Source organism: Microcella humidisoli, assembly GCF_024362325.1.
Taxonomy (GTDB): Bacteria; Actinomycetota; Actinomycetes; order Actinomycetales; family Microbacteriaceae; genus Microcella; species Microcella humidisoli.
Window position 1 is genome coordinate 1,425,275 of the sequence record NZ_CP101497.1, and the last position, 19,763, is coordinate 1,445,037.

The window sequence follows — 19,763 nt, forward strand, 5'->3', positions numbered from 1 at the left end:
CGGGCGACCGACGGACAAGGGCCCCGCCGAGCGCGAACGCTCGACGGGGCCCTGTGCGGCCGTCTGGCGGGCTAATCCTGCCCGAGCGTGCCCAGGTAGAGTCCGATGACCTTCGGGTCGTTCAGCAGCTCGCGGCCCGTGCCGGTGTAGGCGTCGGTGCCCTGGTCGAGCACGTAGCCGCGGTCGCAGATCTGCAGGCACCGGCGCGCGTTCTGCTCGACCATGATGGTCGTCACGCCGGCCTTGTTGATCTCCTTCACGCGCAGGAACGCCTCGTCCTGCCGCACGGGCGAGAGCCCGGCGCTCGGCTCGTCGAGCAGGATCACCTCGGGGCTCATCATGAGCGCGCGGCTCATCGCCACCATCTGGCGCTCACCGCCCGAGAGCGATCCCGCCCGCTGGCCCAGGCGCTTGCCGAGCTCGGGGAAGATGCTGACCACGAAGGCGAGCCGGTGGTCGAGCTCCTTCGGCTTCTGGAAGAGCCCCATCTCGAGGTTCTCCTGGATCGTGAGCGTCGGGAACACGTTGTTCGACTGGGGGACGAAGCCCACGCCCTTGGCGACGAGCTTGTTGGCCTTGAGGTTGGTGATGTCGTCGCCGTAGAGCGAGATCGTGCCCTCGCGCACCTTCACGAGACCGAAGATCGCCTTCAGCAGTGTCGACTTGCCGGCGCCGTTCGGGCCGATGATGCCGATGAGCTCGCCGTCGTAGGCGGTGAGCGAGCAGTCGTTGAGGATGTTGATGCCGGGCAGGTAGCCCGCGGTGACGGCATCGACGTGCACGACCACCTTGCGGGTGTCGGTCACGGCGTCACTGCTTTGCGTCGTCGGCGTCGTCATCGGCCAGCTCCTTGATCGCGGTCATGACCCCGGTGTCGAGGTCGCCCAGGTCTTCGTCGTGGTGCGAGCCGAGATAGGCGTCGATCACCGCGGGGTTCGCCATGACCTCGTGCGGGTCGCCCTCGGCGACAACACGGCCCTCGGCCATCACGACGACCCAGTCGGCGATGTGGCGCACCATGTGCATGTCGTGCTCGACGAACAGCACCGTCATGCCCTCGGTCTTGAGGTTGAGGATGTGGTCGAGCAGCGACTGCGTGAGCGCCGGGTTGACGCCGGCCATGGGCTCGTCGAGCATGACGAGCGAGGGCTGGCTCATGAGCGCGCGCGCCATCTCGAGCAGCTTCCGCTGCCCGCCCGAGAGGCTCGCGGCGTAGTCGTCCTTCTTGGCGTCGAGCTTGAAGCGCGTCAGCAGTTCGATCGCGCGCGCCTCGATCTCGGCCTCCTGCTTGCGCCAGAACCACGGGAACAGCGCGCGGGCGAGGCTCTCGCCGCTCTGGCCCTTCGCGCCGAGCTTCATGTTGTCGAGCACCGTGAGCAGGCTGAGCGCCTTCGTGAGCTGGAAGGTGCGCACCTGGCCCTTGCGGGCCACCTTGAAGGCGGGGATGCCCGAGATGCCCTGGCCGTCGAAGGTCCACTCCCCGGTGTCGGGCTTGTCGAAGCCCGTCAGAAGGTTGAAGAGCGTCGTCTTCCCGGCGCCGTTCGGGCCGATGAGGGCCGTGATGGCGCCGCGCGGGATCTCGAGGTGGTCGACCTGGACGGCCGTGAGGCCGCCGAAGGTGCGCGTGATGTTGTCGGCCACGATGATCGGGTCGACCTTCTTCACGCCGGGGGCCGGCTCGCCGATGTGCAGGCCGGTCGACTTGATGGGGGCGCCCTGAGCGCCGGCGCTACTTGACAAAGGCCAGCTCCTTCTTGTTGCCGAAGATTCCTTGTGGTCGATAGATGACGATCAGCATGATCGCGACCCCCACCACGATGAAGCGAAGCTGACCGGCCTGGACGTTCGTCAAGAACGGCAGCCAGCCGACCTCGACCGCGCGGGCGATGAAGCCCGAGAAGAACGAGAGCAGCACCCAGAAGATGACCGAGCCGATGATCGGCCCGAACACGGTCGCGGCGCCGCCGAGCAGCAGGATCGCGTAGATGAAGAACGTCAGCGAGGTCTGGTAGTTCGAGGGCACGACCGCGCGGGGCAGGATGAAGACCATACCGGCGAGGGCGCCGAACACGCCGCCGATGATGAGCGACTGCATCTTGTAGAAGTACACGTTCTTGCCGAGCGCGCGCACCGCATCCTCGTCTTCGCGGATGCCCTTGATCACCCGGCCCCAGGGGCTCTTGAAGAGGCGCCAGGTGATGAACGCGGCGATCGCGACGAGACCCCATCCGAAGATGCGCACCCACCAGTCGTACTCGTTGTAGACCCACGGGCCGAAGCCGTACGTGCCCGGGGGGATAGGGTTGAGGGCCTCGAAGCCGCCCTTGTACCCCTGCAGGCCGTTCGCCGAGCCGGTCACGGGCTCGAATTCGTTGGTGGTGAACAGCAGGCGCACGATCTCGGAGGCGGCGATCGTCACGATGGCGAGGTAGTCCGCCCGCAATCGCAGGGTCGGGATACCGAGGATGAGCGCGAACACGATCGAGGCCACGACCCCGGTGAGGATCGCCGCCCACACCGGCCAGCCGAAGGTCAGGGTCGCGATGGCGAATCCGTAGGCGCCGAGCATCATGAAGCCCGCCTGGCCGAAGTTCAGCAGGCCCGTGAAGCCGAAGTGGATCGCGAGCCCGATCGCCGCGAGGGCGTAGGCCGCCGTCGTCGGGGAGATGATCTCCTGCGAGGCGTTGGAGATGATTTGAATCCAGTCGATCATGGTCAGCCCCTAGCCGATTCGTTCTTTGCGTCCGAGGATGCCCTGGGGCCGCACGAGCAGCACCAGGATGAGGATCACCAGCGCTCCGACATACTTCATATCGGAGGGGATGATGAGCGTCGAGAGCTCGACGAAGAGCCCGACGATGAGGGATCCGACGAGCGCGCCGAAGGCCGTACCGAGACCACCGAGTGTCACCGCCGCAAAGGTCAGCAGCAAGATCTGGAAGCCCATGTCCCAGCTGACACCCGGACGGAAGTACGCCCAGAGCACTCCGGCGAGTCCCGCGAGAGCACCGGCCATCACCCAGACGATGCGGATGACGCGGTCGACGTCGATACCGCTCGCCGCAGCGAGCGAGGGGTTGTCGGAGACCGCGCGGGTCGCCTTGCCGATGCGCGTGCGCAGCAGGAAGTACGCGACACCGAGGAGCACGATCACGCTTACCGCCATGCTGCCGACGTCGACCCAGGAGAGGCCGAACACGCCGATGGACAAGCTCGGGTCGGTCGCGCCAGGGAGCTGCTGAGGGTCGCCGCCGAAGAAGAGCTGGTAGGTGTATCGCACCGCCAGCGAGAGGCCGATCGAGACGATCATCATCGGAATGAGTCCGACCCCGCGCTTGCGGAGAGGCTTCCACAGCGCTGAGTCGTTGACGTACCCGAAGCCCGCGCTGAGTACCAGGGCTATCGGGATCGCGATCCAGATCGGAAGGCCCATGATCGAGCCGAACAGCAGCGTCATGAGGCCGCCGAAGGTCACGAGTTCGGCGTGGGCGAAGTTGCTGAGGCCCGTCGTGCCGAACACGAGCGAGAGGCCGATGGCGGCGAGCGCGAGCAGCAGTCCGAAGTTGAGGCCGTTGAAGATGCGCTCGATCACCTGGTCGAACAGGCTCACGGTGTTGCGCTCGCCCTGGCCGATGAAGAAGTTGGCGACCGCGCTGCCCGACTGCCCGACCGTGATCGTGCGCACGTTCGGCTGCTCGAGCTCGGGGTCGATGACCGCGATGCCCTCGGGGAGCGTGTTCTCGTCGAGCGTGACGGTGAACTCGCCCTTCTCCGGAACGCCGACCGCCCAGCGGCCGTCCTCTCCGCTCTCGACCTCGACGCGGAATCCGCCGCCCTCGACGACGAGCAGCACGTCGGAGAGCGGCTCGTCCGCCAGCTCGACGAGGCCGCTGATCTTGAAGTCGTACTCGTCGAGCCCGACCTCGTCGGCCGCGGCCGGCGCGGCGATCGACAGGGTGAGCGCAGAGACGAGTCCGGCGAGGAGCACGGCGGCGAGGCGGCGGTGCGCACGTCGGGGGAGTGGTCTGCTAGCAGCGTGTGCCACGAAACCTCCAGGTCGTTTCGGGTCGAGACGGGTGCATCTCGCGGGCCAGCAGGCCCTGTTCGTCGACGGTGACGATACGGATCGTTTGTTGCCGAGGTGTTTCCGGCTTCGACCGATCCGCTCAGCCATTATTGCGACGGAATAGGTTTCGACCTAACCGGCTTAAGATAAGACACCGGAATTCAGCGCGGCATCCGGGCTCAGACCGCGCGTGCGCGTGGGAGCGATCACACGGCACCCCGGTGCCGACAGAACCGCACAGCCAAGGGGAACAATGGACCAGCCCGATCCGTTCGGATTCATCGGACTCACGTACGACGACGTCATGCTGCTGCCCGCGCACACCGACGTGATTCCGAGCGAGGCGGACACCACCTCGCGCCTGACGCGCCGTATCTCGGTCTACGCCCCGCTGCTCTCCGCCGCCATGGACACCGTCACGGAGGCCCGCATGGCGATCGCCATGGCCCGCCAGGGCGGCATGGGCATCATGCACCGCAACCTCTCGATCGCCGACCAGGCGCAGCAGGTCGACAAGGTGAAGCGCTCGGAATCGGGCATGATCACCAACCCGGTGACGACGACGCCCGATGCGACGGTCGCCGAGGTGGATGCTCTGTGCGGCCAGTTCCGCGTCTCCGGCCTCCCCGTGGTCGAGGGCGACGGCCGCCTCGTCGGCATCATCACCAACCGCGACATGCGCTTCGTCTCGCGCTTCGAGGCCGCGACCACGCTCGTGCGCGACGTCATGACCCCCGCGCCGCTCATCACCGGCCCGGTCGGCATCTCGCAGGACGACGTGCTCGCCCTCTTCGCCCAGCACAAGATCGAGAAGCTGCCCCTCGTCGACGAGGCCGGGCGGCTGAGCGGTCTCATCACGGTCAAGGACTTCGACAAGAGCGAGCAGTACCCGAACGCGACGAAGGATGCCGAGGGCCGCCTGCGCGTCGGTGCCGCCATCGGATTCTTCGGCGACGCGTGGGAGCGCGCGGGCGCGCTGCGCGACGCGGGCGTCGATGTGGTCGTCGTCGACACCGCCAACGGCGACTCGCGCGGAGTGCTCGAGATCATCGCTCGGCTCAAGGCGGACCCGGCATTCGCGCATATCGACGTGATCGGCGGCAACGTCGCGACCCGCACGGGTGCGCAGGCGCTCATCGATGCCGGGGCTGACGCCGTCAAGGTCGGCGTCGGTCCGGGCTCCATCTGCACGACGCGCGTCGTCGCGGGCGTGGGAGTGCCGCAGGTGACGGCGGTGTACGAGGCCTCGCTCGCCGCACGCGAGGCGGGCATCCCGGTCATCGCCGACGGCGGTCTGCAGTACTCGGGCGATATCGCTAAGGCGCTCGTCGCGGGCGCCGACACGGTCATGCTCGGCTCGCTGCTCGCGGGCACCGACGAGAGCCCCGGCGACCTCATCTTCGTGAACGGCAAGCAGTTCAAGTCGTACCGCGGCATGGGTTCGCTCGGCGCGCTGCAGACGCGCGGCACGAAGACCTCGTACTCGCGCGACCGCTACTTCCAGGCCGACGTGCCGAGCGACGAGCAGCTCATCGCCGAGGGCATCGAGGGCCAGGTGCCGTACCGCGGGCCCGTGGGCTCGGTCGTCTACCAGCTGCTCGGCGGACTGCGGCAGTCGATGTTCTACACGGGCGCTCGCACGATCCCCGAGCTCAAGCAGCGCGGCAAGTTCGTGCGCATCACGGCCGCGGGGCTCAAGGAGTCGCACCCGCACGACATCCAGATGGTCGTCGAGGCGCCGAACTACCGTCGCTAGGCGCGCGCGGAGTGTGCGCGGCGCGCACACGGCGCTTCGTGCTATCCCAGGACCGTGCGCTTCGGCTGTGACCGTGCGCCGTCGTGCACGGTCATGACCGCAGCGCACGGGCTCCTCCCCGCGAGCAAGCGGGAGCGAGCATCCACCTGCTCACTCTGGTCAACGGGTGGGGGCGCTGTGGTCGGTTCACACTGCCGGCATGGAGATTCCCCACCACCTCATGAACGAGGGGATGCTCGTCTCGGGCACCCTCGACGCACTCGGCTACGACACTCGAGCTCTCCGCCGGGTCGCGACCGCGGGCACCCTCGTGCGATTGGCTCGAGGCGTGTATGTCAATGCCGTCGTATGGCAATCGGCGACGCCGCGAGAACGGCACGTTCTGCGCTGTCGAGCCACCGCGGCTCGACTGGGCAACCAGGTCGTGCTCGCGGCCGCGTCGGCCGCAGCGGTGTTGGACCTCACCTATCTGGGCCGGTGGCCCGAGCGCGTCTGCGCGCTTAACTCCGTCGCCGATGGCACTCGTGTGCGCGGGGGAATCGCATGGCGGGCTCATGACGATCGCCACACGGGGGTGCTCGATCTCGGGTGGGTTCGCACGACCGACCCCTACCGCACGGCGATCGAGGTCAGCGCGCGGGAAGGCTTTCTAGCCGGAGTCGTGACCGCTGACTCCGCGCTGCGCGCGAACGGGCACCGTGGAGCCGGAGACGGTGCGAGCGAGCTTCTCGCGATGGCGGAATCACTCCAGCTGCAGCGGGGAGTCCGCCGGGTCGAACGTGTAGCGGCGTTTGCCAACGGTCACAGTGAGTCGGCGGGGGAGTCGTGGACTCGCGTCGTGCTCGCCGACCTCGGTGCTGAGCATCCTGAACTGCAAGTCGACATCGTCGACGACGGGCTGTGGCTCGCGCGTGTCGACTTCTGTTGGCCCGAGCGGCGCATCGTGCTCGAATTCGACGGCGCGAAGAAGTATCGCGCGCCCCTGCGAGGCGCTGCTCGCTCGGCGGAAGACATCGTGATCGAGGAGAAGAAGCGGGAAGATCGACTGCGGGCCGCGGGGTGGACCGTGTTGCGGATCGTCTGGGATGACCTGCGCGAGCCGGAGCGCCTGCGTCGGCTCCTCCGGCGGCATGGGCTCATCGGCTGAGGCGCTCGTCAACCCGTGCTGTTCGGCAGAGACCGTGCAGTTCGGCGCACGGTGTTGGCCGAAACGCACGGCATCACCTGGGGGCGGGCGAGCGCGAGTGGCAGGCGGGCGCGCGCGGCTACGCGCCCGGCGGCGGGGTCGGGATGCGGGCTCCGGTCTCGTGCGAGCGGATCACGGCGTGCGCGAGCTCGAGCGCACGGCGACCCGCCGACGCGGGAACGGGCGGCGGTGAGCCGGTGCGCAGGGCCGCGAGCACAGCATCCAGGTGCCGGTCGACGGTGCGCTCGAAGGAGCGCGCCTCGTCGTTGAAGTAGCCGGCCCGCCACACCCGCTCGGTCTCGTCACCCACCGACTGCAGCGTGAGCGAGCGCACCGTGTCGTGGATGACCGCGCGGCCCGCGGTGCCGTTCAGCTCGACGCGCTGGGTGTCGGGGTAGGCGTACGACGAGTCGTACGAGCCGAGCATGGTTCCGACGGCTCCCGATGCGAACTCGAGCGCGATGGCGACCGTGCTGAAGGCCCCGTAGGTCATGGAGGTCATCTGCGCGGCCACCGAGCTGATCGGCCCGCACAGGTGCTCGAGCATGTCGAAGCCGTGGCACTGCGTCTCGATGAGGTTGGCGTGCGGCGAGGGCCCGCGGTTGGCCTCGCCGCCGAAGCGCCAGGTGGCGAACACGAGGTCGCCGAGCTCGCCCGCCGCGATGGCGGCTCGCGCGCGCAGCACGGGTTCGGCGTAGCGGTGGTTGAAGTTGATGGCGAAGAACGTGTCGCCCGCGGCGTCGAGCAGCGCGTCGGCCTCGGCGAGCTCGAAGACGAGCGGCTTCTCGACGAGCAGTGGCACGCCCGCGCGCAGCAGCTGCAGCGTGGGCGCGAAGTGCTCCTCGTTCGGCAGGCTCACCATGACGAGATCGGGATGCTCGGCCTCGAGCATCCCGTCGATCGAGGTGTAGGCGCGCGTGCCGTACGCGGCCGCACGGGCCTCGGTGCGCGACGGGTCGCGACCCACGACGCCCACGAGCTCGGTGTCGACGCGGTCGGTGACGACGCGCGCGTGCTGGGCTCCCCAGCCGCCGGTGCCGACGACGGCGACCCGCAGCGGCTCGACCCCGTGCGCGCCCGGTCGCTCGATGCTCAGTGCGCTGCCGGCCATGGTGCCCTCCTGTCGGCGGCGGTCGGCATCGACCGCCGAGCGCCACGTTACCCGCGCGCGCCCGCCCGATAGGCTGGCGGGGTGATGGAGATCGAGATCGGCCGAGGCAAGCGGGCACGCAGGGCGTACTCGTTCGACGACATCGCCGTGGTGCCCAGTCGGCGCACGCGCGACCCCGAGGTCGTGTCGCTGGCCTGGAGCATCGACGCGCTGACCTTCGCGATGCCCGTCATCGCGGCCCCCATGGACTCGGTCGTGAGCCCCGCCACCGCGATCGCCATCGGGCGACTCGGCGGCCTCGGCGTGCTCGACCTCGAGGGCCTGTGGACCCGGTACGAGGATGCGGAGGCGCAGCTCGCCCGCATCCGCGAGCTCGACGAGGCGGGCGCGACGGCCGAGATGCAGCGCATCTACGCCGAGCCCATCAAGCCCGAGCTCATTGGCGCGCGACTCGCCGAGATCCGTGCGGCGGGCGTGCCGGTCGCGGGCGCTCTCAGCCCGCAGCGCACGCAGGAGCACCACCAGGCCGTCATCGACGCCGGGGTCGACCTGTTCGTCATCCGCGGCACGACGGTGAGCGCCGAGCACGTCTCGAACGGCAGCGAGCCCCTCAACCTCAAGAAGTTCATCTACGAGCTCGACGTTCCGGTGATGGTGGGCGGCGCCGCCACCTACACCGCGGCGCTGCACCTCATGCGCACGGGCGCGGCCGGGGTGCTCGTCGGCTTCGGCGGCGGGGCCGCGTCGACGACGCGGTTGAGCCTGGGCATCCACGCGCCGATGGCGACCGCGGTGAGCGACGTCGCCGCCGCGCGACGCGACTACATGGACGAGTCGGGCGGCCGTTACGTGCACGTCATCGCCGACGGCGGCCTCGGCACGAGCGGCGACATCGTCAAGGCCGTCGCGATGGGCGCCGACGCGGTCATGCTGGGCAGCACCCTCGCGCGAGCGACGGATGCTCCGGGCGGCGGGTGGCACTGGGGCGCCGAGGCGCACCACCCCGAGCTGCCGCGCGGCAAGCGCGTGCACGTCGGCCAGCTCGCCCCGCTCGAGCAGCTGCTGTTCGGACCGAGCACGACGGCCGACGGTCAGGTCAATCTCATGGGCGCTCTGCGACGATCGATGGCGACGACGGGCTATTCCGACGTCAAGGAGTTCCAGCGGGTCGACGTGGTCGTGGCGCCCTACTCGGCGCACTGAGCCTCGCGCCCGCGCGCGCAGGAGGAGACCCCCGCCGATGGCGACCGACGCCCCCGTTCCCTCGCTTCCGCCGTTCTGGCGCGTCGCCCGGCGTCCGCGCTGGATCGCGGCGCTGCTGCTCGCGCTGGGTGTCGCGGGCGGTTTCGCGGCGCTCGGGCAGTGGCAGCTCGAGCGCTCGCTCGAGTCGACCGTGGTCGACGAGCGCGAGACCGAGTCGCCCGTGCCGCTCGAGTCGGTGGCCGAGCCGCAGCAGGTGATGACGACCGACGCGAGCGGCCGGCTCGTGACCGTGAGCGGCGAGTGGATGCCCGGGGACGACCTCGTCGTCACGGGGCGGCTCAGCGGGGACGACGGATCCGGCGCCGCGGGCGAGCCGGGGGACTGGGTCATCCGCCACGTCGTGACCGAGGGCGGCGCGAGCCTCGCGGTGGCTGTCGGGTACGGGCCAGTTGGGGCGGGCATCCCGACCCTGCCGGTCGGCGAGGCCGACCTGACCGGCCGCTATGTGCCGAGCGAGTCGCCGCAGATCAGCGACTTCGAGGCGGGTGAACGCACGGCGATCGCCGTCGCCGAGCTGGTCAACCTGTGGGCCGAGCCGGGCCCTGTCTTCTCGGGCTACCTCGTGCTCGACGACGCGCCCGCGGGGCTCGAGACGATCGCGGCGCCCCCGCCCGAGCAGCAGACCGAGCTCAACCTGCTCAACCTGTTCTACGCGATCGAGTGGGTCATCTTCGGCGGCTTCGCGATCTACCTGTGGTGGCGCCTCGTGCGTGACGAGCAGGAGAAGATCGCGGCGGCCACGAACGCAGAGACGGCTCAGCCCGCGCCCCTAAACTGAGTGCATGGCGATCGGCCCGAAGCGCGCAGACATTCCCCTGATCCGACGCACCCTCGGGGTCTACAAGGTCTCGTCGATCATCACGGGCATCTTCCTGCTGGGCCTCGTCGTCATGATGGTGTGCCGCTACGGGTTCGGCGTCGACATCGAGTTCGGCGGGGTATCCGGAGGCCTCGCGCTCACCGACCCCGACGCGATCACGGGCTTCAACGTCTCGATCTTCCTGCTCGCCGTGCACGGCTGGCTCTACGTGCTCTACCTCGCGTGCGACTTCGTGCTGTGGCGCGTGCTGCGCTGGCCGTTCTGGAAGTTCCTGTGGATCGCCATGGGCGGCATCATCCCGTTCCTCTCGTTCTTCTTCGAGCGCCAGGTGCCGCGCGACGTCGAGGCGATCATCGCTGACCTGGAGGCCGCCGCATGAGCGACACCGCCCACCGCCCCGTGCTCGTCGTCGACTTCGGCGCGCAGTACGCGCAGCTGATCGCCCGTCGCGTGCGCGAGGCCGGCGTCTACAGCGAGATCGTGCCGCACACGATCACGGCGGCCGAGGTCGCTGAGAAGCAGCCCGCGGGCATCGTGCTGAGCGGCGGCCCCTCGAGCGTCTACGAGCCGGGCTCGCCGACCCTCGACCCGGGAATCCTGCAGCTCGGGGTGCCCGTGATGGGCATCTGCTACGGCTTCCAGGTGATGGCGCAGCAGCTCGGCGGCGAGGTCGCGCGCACGGGCCGCCGCGAGTACGGTGCGACGGCGATGACGGTGCACGGCGACGGCGGCGCGCTGCTCGCCGGCCAGCCCGAGAGCCAGACGACGTGGATGAGCCACGGCGACTCGGTCGCCCGCGCGCCCGAGGGCTTCGCCGTGCTCGCCTCGACCGCCGACACCCCCGTCGCGGCCTTCGCGAGCGATGAGATGAAGATGTACGGCGTGCAGTGGCACCCCGAGGTCAAGCACTCGGAGTACGGCCAGCGCGTGCTCGAGAACTTCCTGCACCGCGCGGCGGGCATCCCCGCTGACTGGAACAGCGGCAACGTCATCGCCGAGCAGGTCGCGCGCATCCGCGAGCAGGTCGGCTCCGCGCGCGTGATCTGCGGGCTCTCCGGCGGCGTCGACTCGGCTGTTGCGGCCGCGATCGTGCACGAGGCGGTCGGCGACCAGCTGGTCTGCGTCTTCGTCGACCACGGACTGCTGCGCGCCGACGAGCGCCGCCAGGTCGAAGAGGACTACGTCGCCGCGACCGGCATCCGTCTCGTGACGGTGGATGCTCGCGAGCAGTTCCTGACCGCCCTGGCGGGCGTCACCGACCCCGAGACGAAGCGCAAGATCATCGGCCGCGAGTTCATCCGTACCTTCGAGCAGGCCGCCGTCGACCTCGTCGCCGAGGCGGCGCACGACGGCGGCGCGATCGAGTTCCTCGTGCAGGGCACGCTGTACCCCGACATCGTCGAGTCGGGCGGCGGTTCGGGCACGGCCACCATCAAGAGCCACCACAACGTGGGCGGGCTGCCCGACGACCTGCAGTTCGCGCTCGTCGAGCCGCTGCGCACGCTCTTCAAGGACGAGGTGCGGGCGATCGGGCGCGAGCTCGGCCTGCCGGAGCCGATCGTCGCGCGCCAGCCCTTCCCGGGCCCCGGCCTGGGCATCCGCATCATCGGCGAGGTCACGCAGGAGCGCCTCGATCTGCTGCGCGAGGCCGACGCGATCGTGCGCGCCGAGCTGACCGCGGCCGGGCTCGACGCCGAGATCTGGCAGTGCCCGGTCGTGCTGCTCGCCGACGTGCGGTCGGTGGGCGTGCAGGGCGACGGGCGCACGTACGGGCATCCGATCGTGCTGCGCCCCGTGTCGTCGGAGGACGCGATGACCGCCGATTGGACGCGCCTGCCCTACGACGTGCTCGCGCGCATCTCGAACCGCATCACCAACGAGGTCGCCGGCGTCAACCGCGTCGTGCTCGACGTCACCTCGAAGCCCCCGGGCACGATTGAATGGGAATGACCGCGCTCTGAGCGAGGCCGTTTCGGCGCGCTGGAGCTGAAGGCGAAGGCCATTTCTGGCCTTCGCGCGACGCCAGCGCCGAGCGCCGTCCCGGCGCTCGGGTCACGTGAGGCCCCGGCAGGGGATCTGCCGCTGACGCAATGTGCCGCCGACGGCACATGCCGCGAAGGGCACAATGCCTGAGCGGGAGGGGCCGGAGCGTGGAGCGGCGGAGCCGCGGGAAGCTGGAATCGCGGCGGGCCGACCTCCGCATCCTCGAGCAGTCGTGGGAACGAGAAAGGGCCGCCCCGAAGGGCGGCCCCATCCTGAATCGGGTGCGCGGTGCGCGCTGCGCGGTTAGTCGCCGCGCAGGATCGCGAGGAGGCGCAGGATCTCGAGGTACAGCCAGATGACGGTGACCATGATGCCGAAGGCGGCCGTCCAGCCGTACTTGGCGGGTGCTCCGCGCCGCACACCGGTCTGGATCGAGTCGAAGTCGAGCACGAGCGAGTAGGCGGCGAGCAGAATCACCAGGATGCCGAGCCAGAAGCCGAGCGGCATGCCAAGGAACGGGGTGTCGCGGAGACCGAACATGCTGTCGGTGACCCCGAACGCCATGAGGCCGAAGTTGATGAGCGAGAAGAGCGCGTAGCCGATCATCGCGACGAGGAAGATCTTCGTCGCGCGCTTCGAGGCGCGGATCTTGCCGCTCGCGAACAGGGCGAGCGTGACGCCGATCACGGCGAACGTGCCGAGCACTGCCTGGATGACGATGCCCTCGAACGCGGCGTTGAACGTCATCGAGATGCCGCCGACGAAGAGGCCCTGCGCCGCCGTGTAGGCGAGGATCAGGCCGGGCGACGGCTCCTTCTTGAAGATGTTGACGAGCGCGAGCACGAAGCCCACGATCGCGCCGGGGATCATGAGGATCGGCACGAACCAGCCGACGGCGGCGAACAGCATCAGCACGGCGAAGGCGCCCACGACCTTCTGGATCGTGTTTTCGTACGTCATGCGGTCCATCTGGTCGGGCGTCGCCGACGAGCGCGCGTACAGCTCGTCGAGCTGCTCGGCGCTGGGCTCCTGGGTCCACTGCACCGCCTTGGTCGCACTCTGCGAGAAGGCGGGGGAGTTGGAGAATGCGGGGTTGGAAGTGGCCATACCCAGAGTGTAGGGAATCTCGCCTCGAATGTGCTGGCGGGTGCCTAAGGCGCGGCTGAGGGCGGCGCGGCCTCGCCGCGGCTCCGGATGCCCGGCGCTGGCCGTGCGAGCGCCCACGCCCACCAGGCCGAGCCGGTGAGCACGACCGCCGAGATGCCGAGCGCGAGCGGCGTCTGCGCGTAGTCGCGGAACACCGCGACCGCGAGCACGCCGTTCAGCAGCACGGGGCCGAGGGCGAGATAGCTGCGCCACGGGCGGTGCCGGGCGATGAGCCAGCAGACGAAGCACACGCTGAGCGTCCACATCGCCTGCGGCCCGGTCAGCAGCAGCCAGACGACGAGCCCGCTCGGCAGCAGCGGAACGAGCCGACGCCACGCGGTGGCGGGCAGGATCAGCCAGCCCAGCAGGTGCGCGGTGCTGCCGACGACGAGCGGCAGCAGGTTGAGCGTGCTCGCCGACTGCAGGTGCACGAGCCCGCCCACGATGAGCACGAGCCCGATGATCACCCGGTCGCGATAGCGGCCCCAGCGCAGCGGCAGGCGCGCAGCGGGCTCGACCCACCCCGGGCGATGGGGGAGCGCGTCGGCGTCGCTCGTGCTCATGCGCCGATGACGAGCCAGACCGCGACGCCCGCGACGATCGCAGCGACGAGCCAGAGGTAGCCGAGCCCGACCGCGATCCACGCGATCACGGCCCCGCGCTCGCGGCCCTGCGACCGCCCGATCTGCCCGGCGGCGAGGTGGCCGAAGAGGGCGGCGAGCGGGCTGAACAGCGCCGCCAGGATGAGCGCCGCGACGGCGAGCGCGTTGACGCGCGCTCGCGGGGGAGCGGGCGGCGCGGGCAGGGCGAGGCCGGCGTCGATCGCCTCGGGCAGGGCGGCCTCGGGCGCGACCGGCGAGGGCGGCGTGACGAGGTGCTCGGCCGGAGGCGCCGCCGACGCGGGCGCGCTCTCGGGCTGCACGTCGCTCATGCCCTCGACGGTATCCCGTACCGTGGTCGAGGTGACAGAGCACACGCCCGCGCGACCCGCGCGACCCCTCGTGGTCGCGCACCGCGGCGCGAGCGGCTCCCGGCCCGAGCACACCGAGGCCGCCTACCGCCTGGCCCTCGCTCTCGGCGCCGAGGCGATCGAGCCCGACATCGTGGCGACGCGCGACGGCGAGCTCGTGCTGCGCCACGAGAACGAGATCAGCGGCACGACCGATGTGGCCGAGCGGCCCGAGTTCGCATCCCGCCGCACGACGCGCGAGATCGACGGCCAGCGCCTGACCGGGTGGTTCACCGAGGACTTCACGTGGGCCGAGCTCAGCACCCTGCGCGCCCGCGAGCGCCTGCCGCAACTGCGCGGAGCCTCGGCGCGCTTCGACGGGCGCTACCCCGTGCTGCGGCTGCGCGACCTGCTCCGCCTGCTCGACGAGGCCGCTCCCGCGCCGGGCACCGGCGAACCCGTGCGGCTCGTCGCCGAGGTCAAGCACGCCACCTACTTCGCGTCGATCGGCCTGCCCCTCGACGAGCTCATCGCCGCCGAGCTCACCGGCTGGTCGTCGGCGCAGCCGGGGCGGCTCGTCGTCGAGGCCTTCGAGCAGTCGGTGCTGCTGCAGCTGCGCGATCGCGGGCTGCCCGCCGAGTACGTCTACCTGCTCGAGAAGTCGGGCAGCCCCGCCGATCTCGTCGCACGCCACGGCGCCGCCGCCCTCTCGTACGCGGGGCATCTGACGGATGCCGGGCTCGCCCGCCTGCGCGCGTCCGGCATCGACGGCGTGAGCGTCGACACCGCGCTGCTCGTGCGGGCGGAGCCGCGGGGCGCGAGCCGCCCCAGCTCGGCCTGGCGGTCGATCGGCGGCGGCCTCGCGGCCTCCGACCTCGTCGACCGCGCCCACGCCGCGGGGCTCGGCGTCTTCACGTGGACGCTGCGCCCCGAGAACCGCTTCCTGCCCGCGCCGTGCCGCATCGGCACCGCGGCCGCCGCCCACGGCGACTGGCTCGCGTTCTTCACGGCCATCATGCGCACGGGTCTCGACGGCGTGTTCGCCGACCAGCCCGACCTCGCCATCGAAGCCCGCGCCGCGCTCTGAGCCGACGATGGCTCCGGATGCTCGCGCCGGGTGCGTCAGGGGCGCGACCTAGACTGGGGCGGTCATGAGCACCCCCGCCTCCGCCTCTCTCGCCGACGCCGATCCGCTGCTCGACGGGCTGAACCCGCAGCAGCGCACGGCCGTGCTCAGCCGGTCGGCGGCGCTGCTCATCGTCGCGGGCGCGGGCTCGGGCAAGACCGCGGTGCTGACGCGGCGCGTTGCGCGGCTCATCCGCGACCGCGAACTGTGGCCCAGCCAGATCCTCGCCATCACGTTCACCAACAAGGCCGCGGCCGAGATGCGCGAGCGCGTCGAGCTGCTCGTGGGGCGCGAGGCCGCGCAGGGCATGTGGATCTCGACGTTCCACTCGGCCTGCGTGCGCATCCTGCGGCGCGAAGCGGAGCAGTTCGGCTTCGGTGCGGCCTTCACGATCTACGACTCGGCCGACTCGCGTGCGCTTATCAAGCGGCTCGTGAAGGAGATGCAGGCCGACACGCTCGGGTTCACGGTGAGCGCCGTGGCGGGCAAGATCTCGCGCCTGAAGAACGAGCTCGTCGACGCCGAGGGCTACAGCCGCCAGCTGAACCCGAACGACCCGACCGAGGTCATGTTCCTCGAGCTGTTCCGGCGCTACACGGCCGAGCTGCGGCGGGCGAACGCCTTCGACTTCGACGACCTCATCGCGCAGACGGTCTACCTGTTCCGCGCGTTCCCGAAGGTCGCGGCGCTCTACCAGCGGCGCTTCCGGCACATCCTCATCGACGAGTACCAAGACACCAACCACGCGCAGTACGCGCTCATCCGCGAGCTGACGCGGCCCGTCGAGCCCGTCCACGTGCCCGTCGACACGCGCGTCGAGCTCGACGCGACCGGCGGCATCCCGGCGGCGAGCCTCACGGTCGTCGGCGACTCCGACCAGTCGATCTACGCGTTCCGCGGCGCCGACATCCGCAACATCGTCGAGTTCGAGCGCGATTTCACGGGGGCCGAGGTCGTGCTGCTCGAGCAGAACTACCGCTCGACGCAGACGATCCTCGACGCCGCCAACGCCGTCATCGCCAACAACTTCGACCGCATCGCCAAGAACCTCTTCACGGCCGTCGGCGCGGGCGACAAGATCGTGGGCTTCACGGGCTACACGCAGCACGACGAGGCGCAGTTCGTCGCTGACGAGATCCAGAAGCTGCACGAGGCGGGCACGCCGTACAGCCAGATCGCCGTGTTCTACCGCACCAACGCCCAGACGCGCGCGCTGGAGGAGATCTTCATCCGCTCGGGGCTGCCCTACCGCGTGCTGGGCGGCACGAAGTTCTACGAGCGCGCCGAGATCAAAGACCTCATGGCGTACCTCATCGCCGTCGCGAACCCGGCCGACGGCCTCGCGATGCGGCGCATCCTGAACACCCCGAAACGGGGCATCGGGCCGGCGACCGAGACGGCGCTCGCCAACCACGCCGACGAGCTCGGCGGCACGATGCACGATGCGCTGCGGGATGCCGCGGCGCTCGGTCTCGGACCCAAAGTCACCGCGGCCATCCTCGACCTCGCCGGGCTGCTCGATGAGCTCGCCGACGGCGTTACCACGATGCTGGTGCCGGATGTTCTCACGACGATCATCGAGCGCACGAACTACCTCGAGCTCTTGCGGGGCAGCCGCGATCCGCAAGACGAGGCACGCGCGGAGAACGTGGAAGAGCTCGTGGCGGTGACCCGCGACTTCCAGAAGAACAACCCCGAGGGGCGCCTCGTCGACTTCCTGACCGAGGTCGCGCTCGTCGCCGCGGCCGACGACCTCGACGACTCGAGCGGCACGGTCTCGCTCATGACCCTGCACACGGCGAAGGGGCTCGAGTACGACGCGGTCTTCATCACGGGCGTGGAGGAGAACCTGCTGCCGCACCAGATGAGCGCCGCCGAGCCGGGCGGCCCGGCCGAGGAGCGCCGGCTGTTCTACGTCGGCATCACGCGCGCCCGCAAGGTGCTGCATCTGAGTCTCGCGATGACGCGCTCGACGTTCGGCGACACGACCGTGGCGAGCCCGAGCCGGTACCTGCAGGAGATTCCGACCGAGCTCATCGACTGGCGCGACTCGCCCGGCATGGGCGCCCGGTCGAGCACCCGCAGCCTCGGCTCGGGGCGCGATGGCTTCCGCTACTCGGCGTCTTTGCCGCCCGCCGGCAAGCCCAAGACCGAGTGGGCCAACAGGGTGACGGCGAGCGTGCGCGACAACGGCGACCTGACCCTCGCGGTCGGCGACCGCATCCGCCACGTCGACTTCGGCGACGGCACCGTGAGCGCCGTGACCGGCGTGGGCCCTAAGAGCATCGCCGAAGTGCAGTTCGAGACCGCGGGGCGCAAGCGCCTGCTCATCAAGATCGCTCCACTAGAAAAGCTGTAGCGCGCGACCCGCACCATAATGGGGTCAGGATTCGACGGTGAGGACGGGCAATGGACATCACGGTGGTGCATCACCCCTTCGGGGTCGCCGAAGTCACGGTCGGCGGGCGCCTCAACATGGTGACGGCCGCGCGCATGCGCGAGGCCATCGAGCAGGCGATCGACGCCAACCACCCGAATGTCGCGGTCGACCTCTCGCAGGTCGTGTTCCTCGACTCCTCGGGGCTGGGCGCGCTCGTGGCCGGTCTCAAGGCCGTGCGCGCATCCGGTGGCGACCTGCGACTCGTGCGCCCCGCGGAGCAGGCCCAGCTCGTGCTCGAGCTCACCAACATGGGCTCCGTTCTGCAGAGCTTCGACTCGGTCGGCGCCGCCTTCCCCTATGCCTGAGGTCGTCTCGCGGACGTTCCGCTTGAACTGCCCGCCCGACACGGTCGACACGCTGCAGGACCTGCTCGCGACCGTCTGGGCGCAGACCCCGCACCTCGACCCGGCCGACCGCATGGCGGCCGAGCTGTCGATCGTCGAGCTCGCGGCGAACGTCATGGAGCATTCGAACAACGGCGAGCCGGTGAGCTTCACGGTCTCGGTCGTGGTCTACGACGACCGCATCGAGGCGACCGCGACCGACGCGGGCGCGGTCGACCACGTCGATCTGCGGGATCGCGCGATGCCCGACGAGTACGCCGAGCGAGGTCGAGGGCTGCCGATCATGCAGGCGCTCTCCGACAGCGTCGAGCACCGCCGCGTCGAGGGCTACAACCACTGGACGGTCGTGCGCGGGCGGCGTCACGGAGGGTCGCCACCCCGGAAGGCCATGCCCTCGATCTCGATCGCGGGCGTCATCGATGAGATGGCGCGGCAGCGCGCGCTCGACGACATGGGCATCCTCGACACGCCGCCCGAAGAGCGCTTCGACCGGGTCACGCGACTCGCCCGCCAGCTGTTCGGGGTCGAGACGGCCGCCGTCAACCTCATCGACGGCGACCGGCAATGGGCGAAGTCGGTGTCGGGGCTCGGCCCCGTCGAGATGCCCCGCGACGAGTCGATGTGCACCGTGACGGTGCAGGGCGATGAGCCGCTCGTCGTGCCCGACCTCGCCGCAGACCCCGTGCACGCGCACAAGGTCGTGCCCGGTCTGCTCGGCTTCTACGCAGGGTTCCCCCTCTACGCGCCGGGCGGCGAGCGCATCGGCGCGTTCTGCGTCTACGACTCGCAGCCGCGCCACTTCTCCGCGCGCGAGACCGAGATGCTGCGCGACCTCGCCGGCTGGGTGCAGCAGGAGTTGACGGTGAGCCAGGAGCTCAGCCGGGCATCCGAGGTGCAGCAGGGTCTGCTTCCGCAGCAGCTGCTGAGCCTGCCGGGGTGGAAGACCGCGGGCGTCTGCATTCCCGCGCGCGCCGTCGGCGGCGACTTCTACGACTGGTATCCCGTGGGTGAGGGCGCCGCGCTCACGCTCGCCGACGCCATGGGCAAGGGCATCGCCGCGGCCATCATCGCCGCGACGGTGCGGGCCGTGCTGCGGTCGGCGGCCCGGTTCGGCGACGTCGCGGGTGCCGTCGACGCGGCGTCGGCGGCGCTCACGGTCGACCTCGACAACGCGGGCGTCTTCGTCACCGCCTTCCACGCGCGGCTCGACATGGACTCGGGAGTGCTGAGCTACGTCGATGCGGGGCACGGCCTCTCGATCGTCGCGCGCGCCGACGGCAGGTCTGAGCGCCTGCGGTCGAACGCCCCGCCGCTCGGGGTCGACCCCGAGACCGAGTGGCGCGTGCAGACCGTGCACCTCGACCCGGGTGACACGCTCATCGTCGTGAGCGACGGCGTGCTCGACCTCTACGACGGCACGCTGCGCTCGCTCGACAACCTCGTCACGCTGGCCCTGCTCGCGCAGGATCCGTGGGAGATCATCGAGGCGATCCGGGCTCGGGCGCGCGGCGCGAGCAGCGACGACGTCACGGTGCTGATCGTGCGGCGCAACGACGCCGACTGACCTCCGGCC

Annotated in this window: 18 protein-coding genes; 10 read left to right on the forward strand and 8 right to left on the reverse strand. The window is 70.2% G+C overall.

Features of this window, described 5'->3' with window-relative positions; all coding sequences use genetic code 11:
* Positions 1 to 71 precede the first annotated feature (71 nt).
* Genes NNL39_RS06870 through NNL39_RS06885 form a run of 4 tightly spaced genes read right to left on the reverse strand, consistent with a single transcriptional unit; the run spans position 72 to position 3,988 of the window.
* Positions 72 to 839, reverse strand: coding sequence for an ABC transporter ATP-binding protein (locus NNL39_RS06870; RefSeq protein WP_407665095.1), 768 nt, complete (start codon positions 837 to 839; stop codon positions 72 to 74).
* Complete coding sequence (locus NNL39_RS06875; protein WP_255158283.1) at positions 811 to 1,740, reverse strand: ABC transporter ATP-binding protein; 930 nt, start codon at positions 1,738 to 1,740, stop codon at positions 811 to 813. The genes NNL39_RS06870 and NNL39_RS06875 overlap by 29 nt, the downstream gene beginning before the upstream one ends.
* A complete protein-coding gene (locus NNL39_RS06880) occupies positions 1,730 to 2,710 on the reverse strand; it encodes a branched-chain amino acid ABC transporter permease (RefSeq protein WP_255160905.1) in 981 nt (326 codons plus the stop codon). Before NNL39_RS06880 ends, NNL39_RS06875 begins: the two co-directional genes overlap by 11 nt.
* Before the next feature lie 12 nt (positions 2,711 to 2,722).
* Positions 2,723 to 3,988: a branched-chain amino acid ABC transporter permease gene (locus tag NNL39_RS06885; RefSeq protein ID WP_255158285.1), complete on the reverse strand. Its 1,266-nt coding sequence runs from the start codon at positions 3,986 to 3,988 to the stop codon at positions 2,723 to 2,725.
* A gap of 331 nt (positions 3,989 to 4,319) precedes the next feature.
* Between NNL39_RS06885 and guaB the strand changes: the two genes are divergently transcribed.
* The gene (gene guaB, locus NNL39_RS06890; protein WP_255158287.1) at positions 4,320 to 5,822 is read left to right on the forward strand and encodes an IMP dehydrogenase; all 1,503 of its coding nucleotides are present in this window, start codon (positions 4,320 to 4,322) and stop codon (positions 5,820 to 5,822) included.
* A 199-nt stretch (positions 5,823 to 6,021) separates the two neighbouring features.
* The gene (locus NNL39_RS06895) at positions 6,022 to 6,969 is read left to right on the forward strand and encodes an endonuclease domain-containing protein (RefSeq protein WP_255158289.1); all 948 of its coding nucleotides are present in this window, start codon (positions 6,022 to 6,024) and stop codon (positions 6,967 to 6,969) included.
* Between the two features lie 118 nt (positions 6,970 to 7,087).
* On the opposite strand, the gene NNL39_RS06900 is transcribed toward NNL39_RS06895, so the two are convergent.
* Complete coding sequence (locus NNL39_RS06900) at positions 7,088 to 8,119, reverse strand: Gfo/Idh/MocA family protein (protein ID WP_255158291.1); 1,032 nt, start codon at positions 8,117 to 8,119, stop codon at positions 7,088 to 7,090.
* 84 nt (positions 8,120 to 8,203) lie between these two features.
* On the opposite strand from NNL39_RS06900, the gene NNL39_RS06905 reads away from it, so the two are divergent.
* Genes NNL39_RS06905 through guaA form a run of 4 tightly spaced genes read left to right on the forward strand, consistent with a single transcriptional unit; the run spans position 8,204 to position 12,152 of the window.
* Positions 8,204 to 9,322 (forward strand): GuaB3 family IMP dehydrogenase-related protein, encoded by a 1,119-nt coding sequence (locus NNL39_RS06905; protein WP_255160906.1) that lies wholly within the window; start codon positions 8,204 to 8,206, stop codon positions 9,320 to 9,322.
* A 37-nt stretch (positions 9,323 to 9,359) separates the two neighbouring features.
* Positions 9,360 to 10,160 carry an SURF1 family protein gene (locus NNL39_RS06910; protein ID WP_255158293.1) on the forward strand — a complete coding sequence of 267 codons (801 nt, stop codon included), beginning with the start codon at positions 9,360 to 9,362 and terminating at the stop codon, positions 10,158 to 10,160.
* A 4-nt stretch (positions 10,161 to 10,164) separates the two neighbouring features.
* Positions 10,165 to 10,581: a DUF3817 domain-containing protein gene (locus NNL39_RS06915; protein WP_255158295.1), complete on the forward strand. Its 417-nt coding sequence runs from the start codon at positions 10,165 to 10,167 to the stop codon at positions 10,579 to 10,581.
* The gene (gene guaA, locus NNL39_RS06920) at positions 10,578 to 12,152 is read left to right on the forward strand and encodes a glutamine-hydrolyzing GMP synthase (protein ID WP_255158297.1); all 1,575 of its coding nucleotides are present in this window, start codon (positions 10,578 to 10,580) and stop codon (positions 12,150 to 12,152) included. Before NNL39_RS06915 ends, guaA begins: the two co-directional genes overlap by 4 nt.
* A 336-nt stretch (positions 12,153 to 12,488) precedes the next feature.
* On the opposite strand, the gene NNL39_RS06925 is transcribed toward guaA, so the two are convergent.
* Genes NNL39_RS06925 through NNL39_RS06935 form a run of 3 tightly spaced genes read right to left on the reverse strand, consistent with a single transcriptional unit; the run spans position 12,489 to position 14,262 of the window.
* Positions 12,489 to 13,292, reverse strand: coding sequence for a Bax inhibitor-1/YccA family protein (locus tag NNL39_RS06925; RefSeq protein ID WP_255158299.1), 804 nt, complete (start codon positions 13,290 to 13,292; stop codon positions 12,489 to 12,491).
* A gap of 44 nt (positions 13,293 to 13,336) precedes the next feature.
* Positions 13,337 to 13,894, reverse strand: coding sequence for a hypothetical protein (locus NNL39_RS06930; protein WP_255158301.1), 558 nt, complete (start codon positions 13,892 to 13,894; stop codon positions 13,337 to 13,339).
* Positions 13,891 to 14,262 (reverse strand): hypothetical protein, encoded by a 372-nt coding sequence (locus tag NNL39_RS06935; RefSeq protein ID WP_255158303.1) that lies wholly within the window; start codon positions 14,260 to 14,262, stop codon positions 13,891 to 13,893. The genes NNL39_RS06930 and NNL39_RS06935 overlap by 4 nt, the downstream gene beginning before the upstream one ends.
* A gap of 31 nt (positions 14,263 to 14,293) precedes the next feature.
* Between NNL39_RS06935 and NNL39_RS06940 the strand changes: the two genes are divergently transcribed.
* The 4 genes from NNL39_RS06940 to NNL39_RS06955 all read left to right on the forward strand — a co-directional run bounded on the left by NNL39_RS06940 (position 14,294) and on the right by NNL39_RS06955 (position 19,754).
* Positions 14,294 to 15,367, forward strand: coding sequence for a glycerophosphodiester phosphodiesterase family protein (locus NNL39_RS06940; RefSeq protein WP_407665096.1), 1,074 nt, complete (start codon positions 14,294 to 14,296; stop codon positions 15,365 to 15,367).
* A 64-nt stretch (positions 15,368 to 15,431) separates the two neighbouring features.
* Positions 15,432 to 17,765 carry an ATP-dependent helicase gene (locus NNL39_RS06945; RefSeq protein WP_255158307.1) on the forward strand — a complete coding sequence of 778 codons (2,334 nt, stop codon included), beginning with the start codon at positions 15,432 to 15,434 and terminating at the stop codon, positions 17,763 to 17,765.
* A gap of 50 nt (positions 17,766 to 17,815) precedes the next feature.
* Positions 17,816 to 18,151, forward strand: a complete 336-nt coding sequence (locus tag NNL39_RS06950; protein WP_255158309.1) for an STAS domain-containing protein — start codon at positions 17,816 to 17,818, stop codon at positions 18,149 to 18,151.
* A complete protein-coding gene (locus NNL39_RS06955) occupies positions 18,144 to 19,754 on the forward strand; it encodes a SpoIIE family protein phosphatase (RefSeq protein WP_255158311.1) in 1,611 nt (536 codons plus the stop codon). The genes NNL39_RS06950 and NNL39_RS06955 overlap by 8 nt, the downstream gene beginning before the upstream one ends.
* The last annotated feature ends 9 nt before the right edge of the window (positions 19,755 to 19,763 follow it).

Excerpts from the sequence above, each read along its gene's own strand:
- NNL39_RS06910 (WP_255158293.1), top strand. The coding sequence starts at position 9,360 with ATGGCGACCGACGCCCCCGTTCCCTCGCTTCCGCCGTTCTGGCGCGTC.
- NNL39_RS06895 (WP_255158289.1), top strand. The coding sequence starts at position 6,022 with ATGGAGATTCCCCACCACCTCATGAACGAGGGGATGCTCGTCTCGGGC.
- NNL39_RS06950 (WP_255158309.1), top strand. The coding sequence starts at position 17,816 with ATGGACATCACGGTGGTGCATCACCCCTTCGGGGTCGCCGAAGTCACG.
- NNL39_RS06905 (WP_255160906.1), top strand. The coding sequence starts at position 8,204 with ATGGAGATCGAGATCGGCCGAGGCAAGCGGGCACGCAGGGCGTACTCG.
- NNL39_RS06930 (WP_255158301.1), bottom strand. The coding sequence starts at position 13,894 with ATGAGCACGAGCGACGCCGACGCGCTCCCCCATCGCCCGGGGTGGGTC.
- guaB (WP_255158287.1), top strand. The coding sequence starts at position 4,320 with ATGGACCAGCCCGATCCGTTCGGATTCATCGGACTCACGTACGACGAC.
- NNL39_RS06870 (WP_407665095.1), bottom strand. The coding sequence starts at position 839 with ATGACGACGCCGACGACGCAAAGCAGTGACGCCGTGACCGACACCCGC.
- NNL39_RS06915 (WP_255158295.1), top strand. The coding sequence starts at position 10,165 with ATGGCGATCGGCCCGAAGCGCGCAGACATTCCCCTGATCCGACGCACC.
- guaA (WP_255158297.1), top strand. The coding sequence starts at position 10,578 with ATGAGCGACACCGCCCACCGCCCCGTGCTCGTCGTCGACTTCGGCGCG.
- NNL39_RS06935 (WP_255158303.1), bottom strand. The coding sequence starts at position 14,262 with ATGAGCGACGTGCAGCCCGAGAGCGCGCCCGCGTCGGCGGCGCCTCCG.
- NNL39_RS06955 (WP_255158311.1), top strand. The coding sequence starts at position 18,144 with ATGCCTGAGGTCGTCTCGCGGACGTTCCGCTTGAACTGCCCGCCCGAC.
- NNL39_RS06900 (WP_255158291.1), bottom strand. The coding sequence starts at position 8,119 with ATGGCCGGCAGCGCACTGAGCATCGAGCGACCGGGCGCGCACGGGGTC.
- NNL39_RS06925 (WP_255158299.1), bottom strand. The coding sequence starts at position 13,292 with ATGGCCACTTCCAACCCCGCATTCTCCAACTCCCCCGCCTTCTCGCAG.
- NNL39_RS06945 (WP_255158307.1), top strand. The coding sequence starts at position 15,432 with ATGAGCACCCCCGCCTCCGCCTCTCTCGCCGACGCCGATCCGCTGCTC.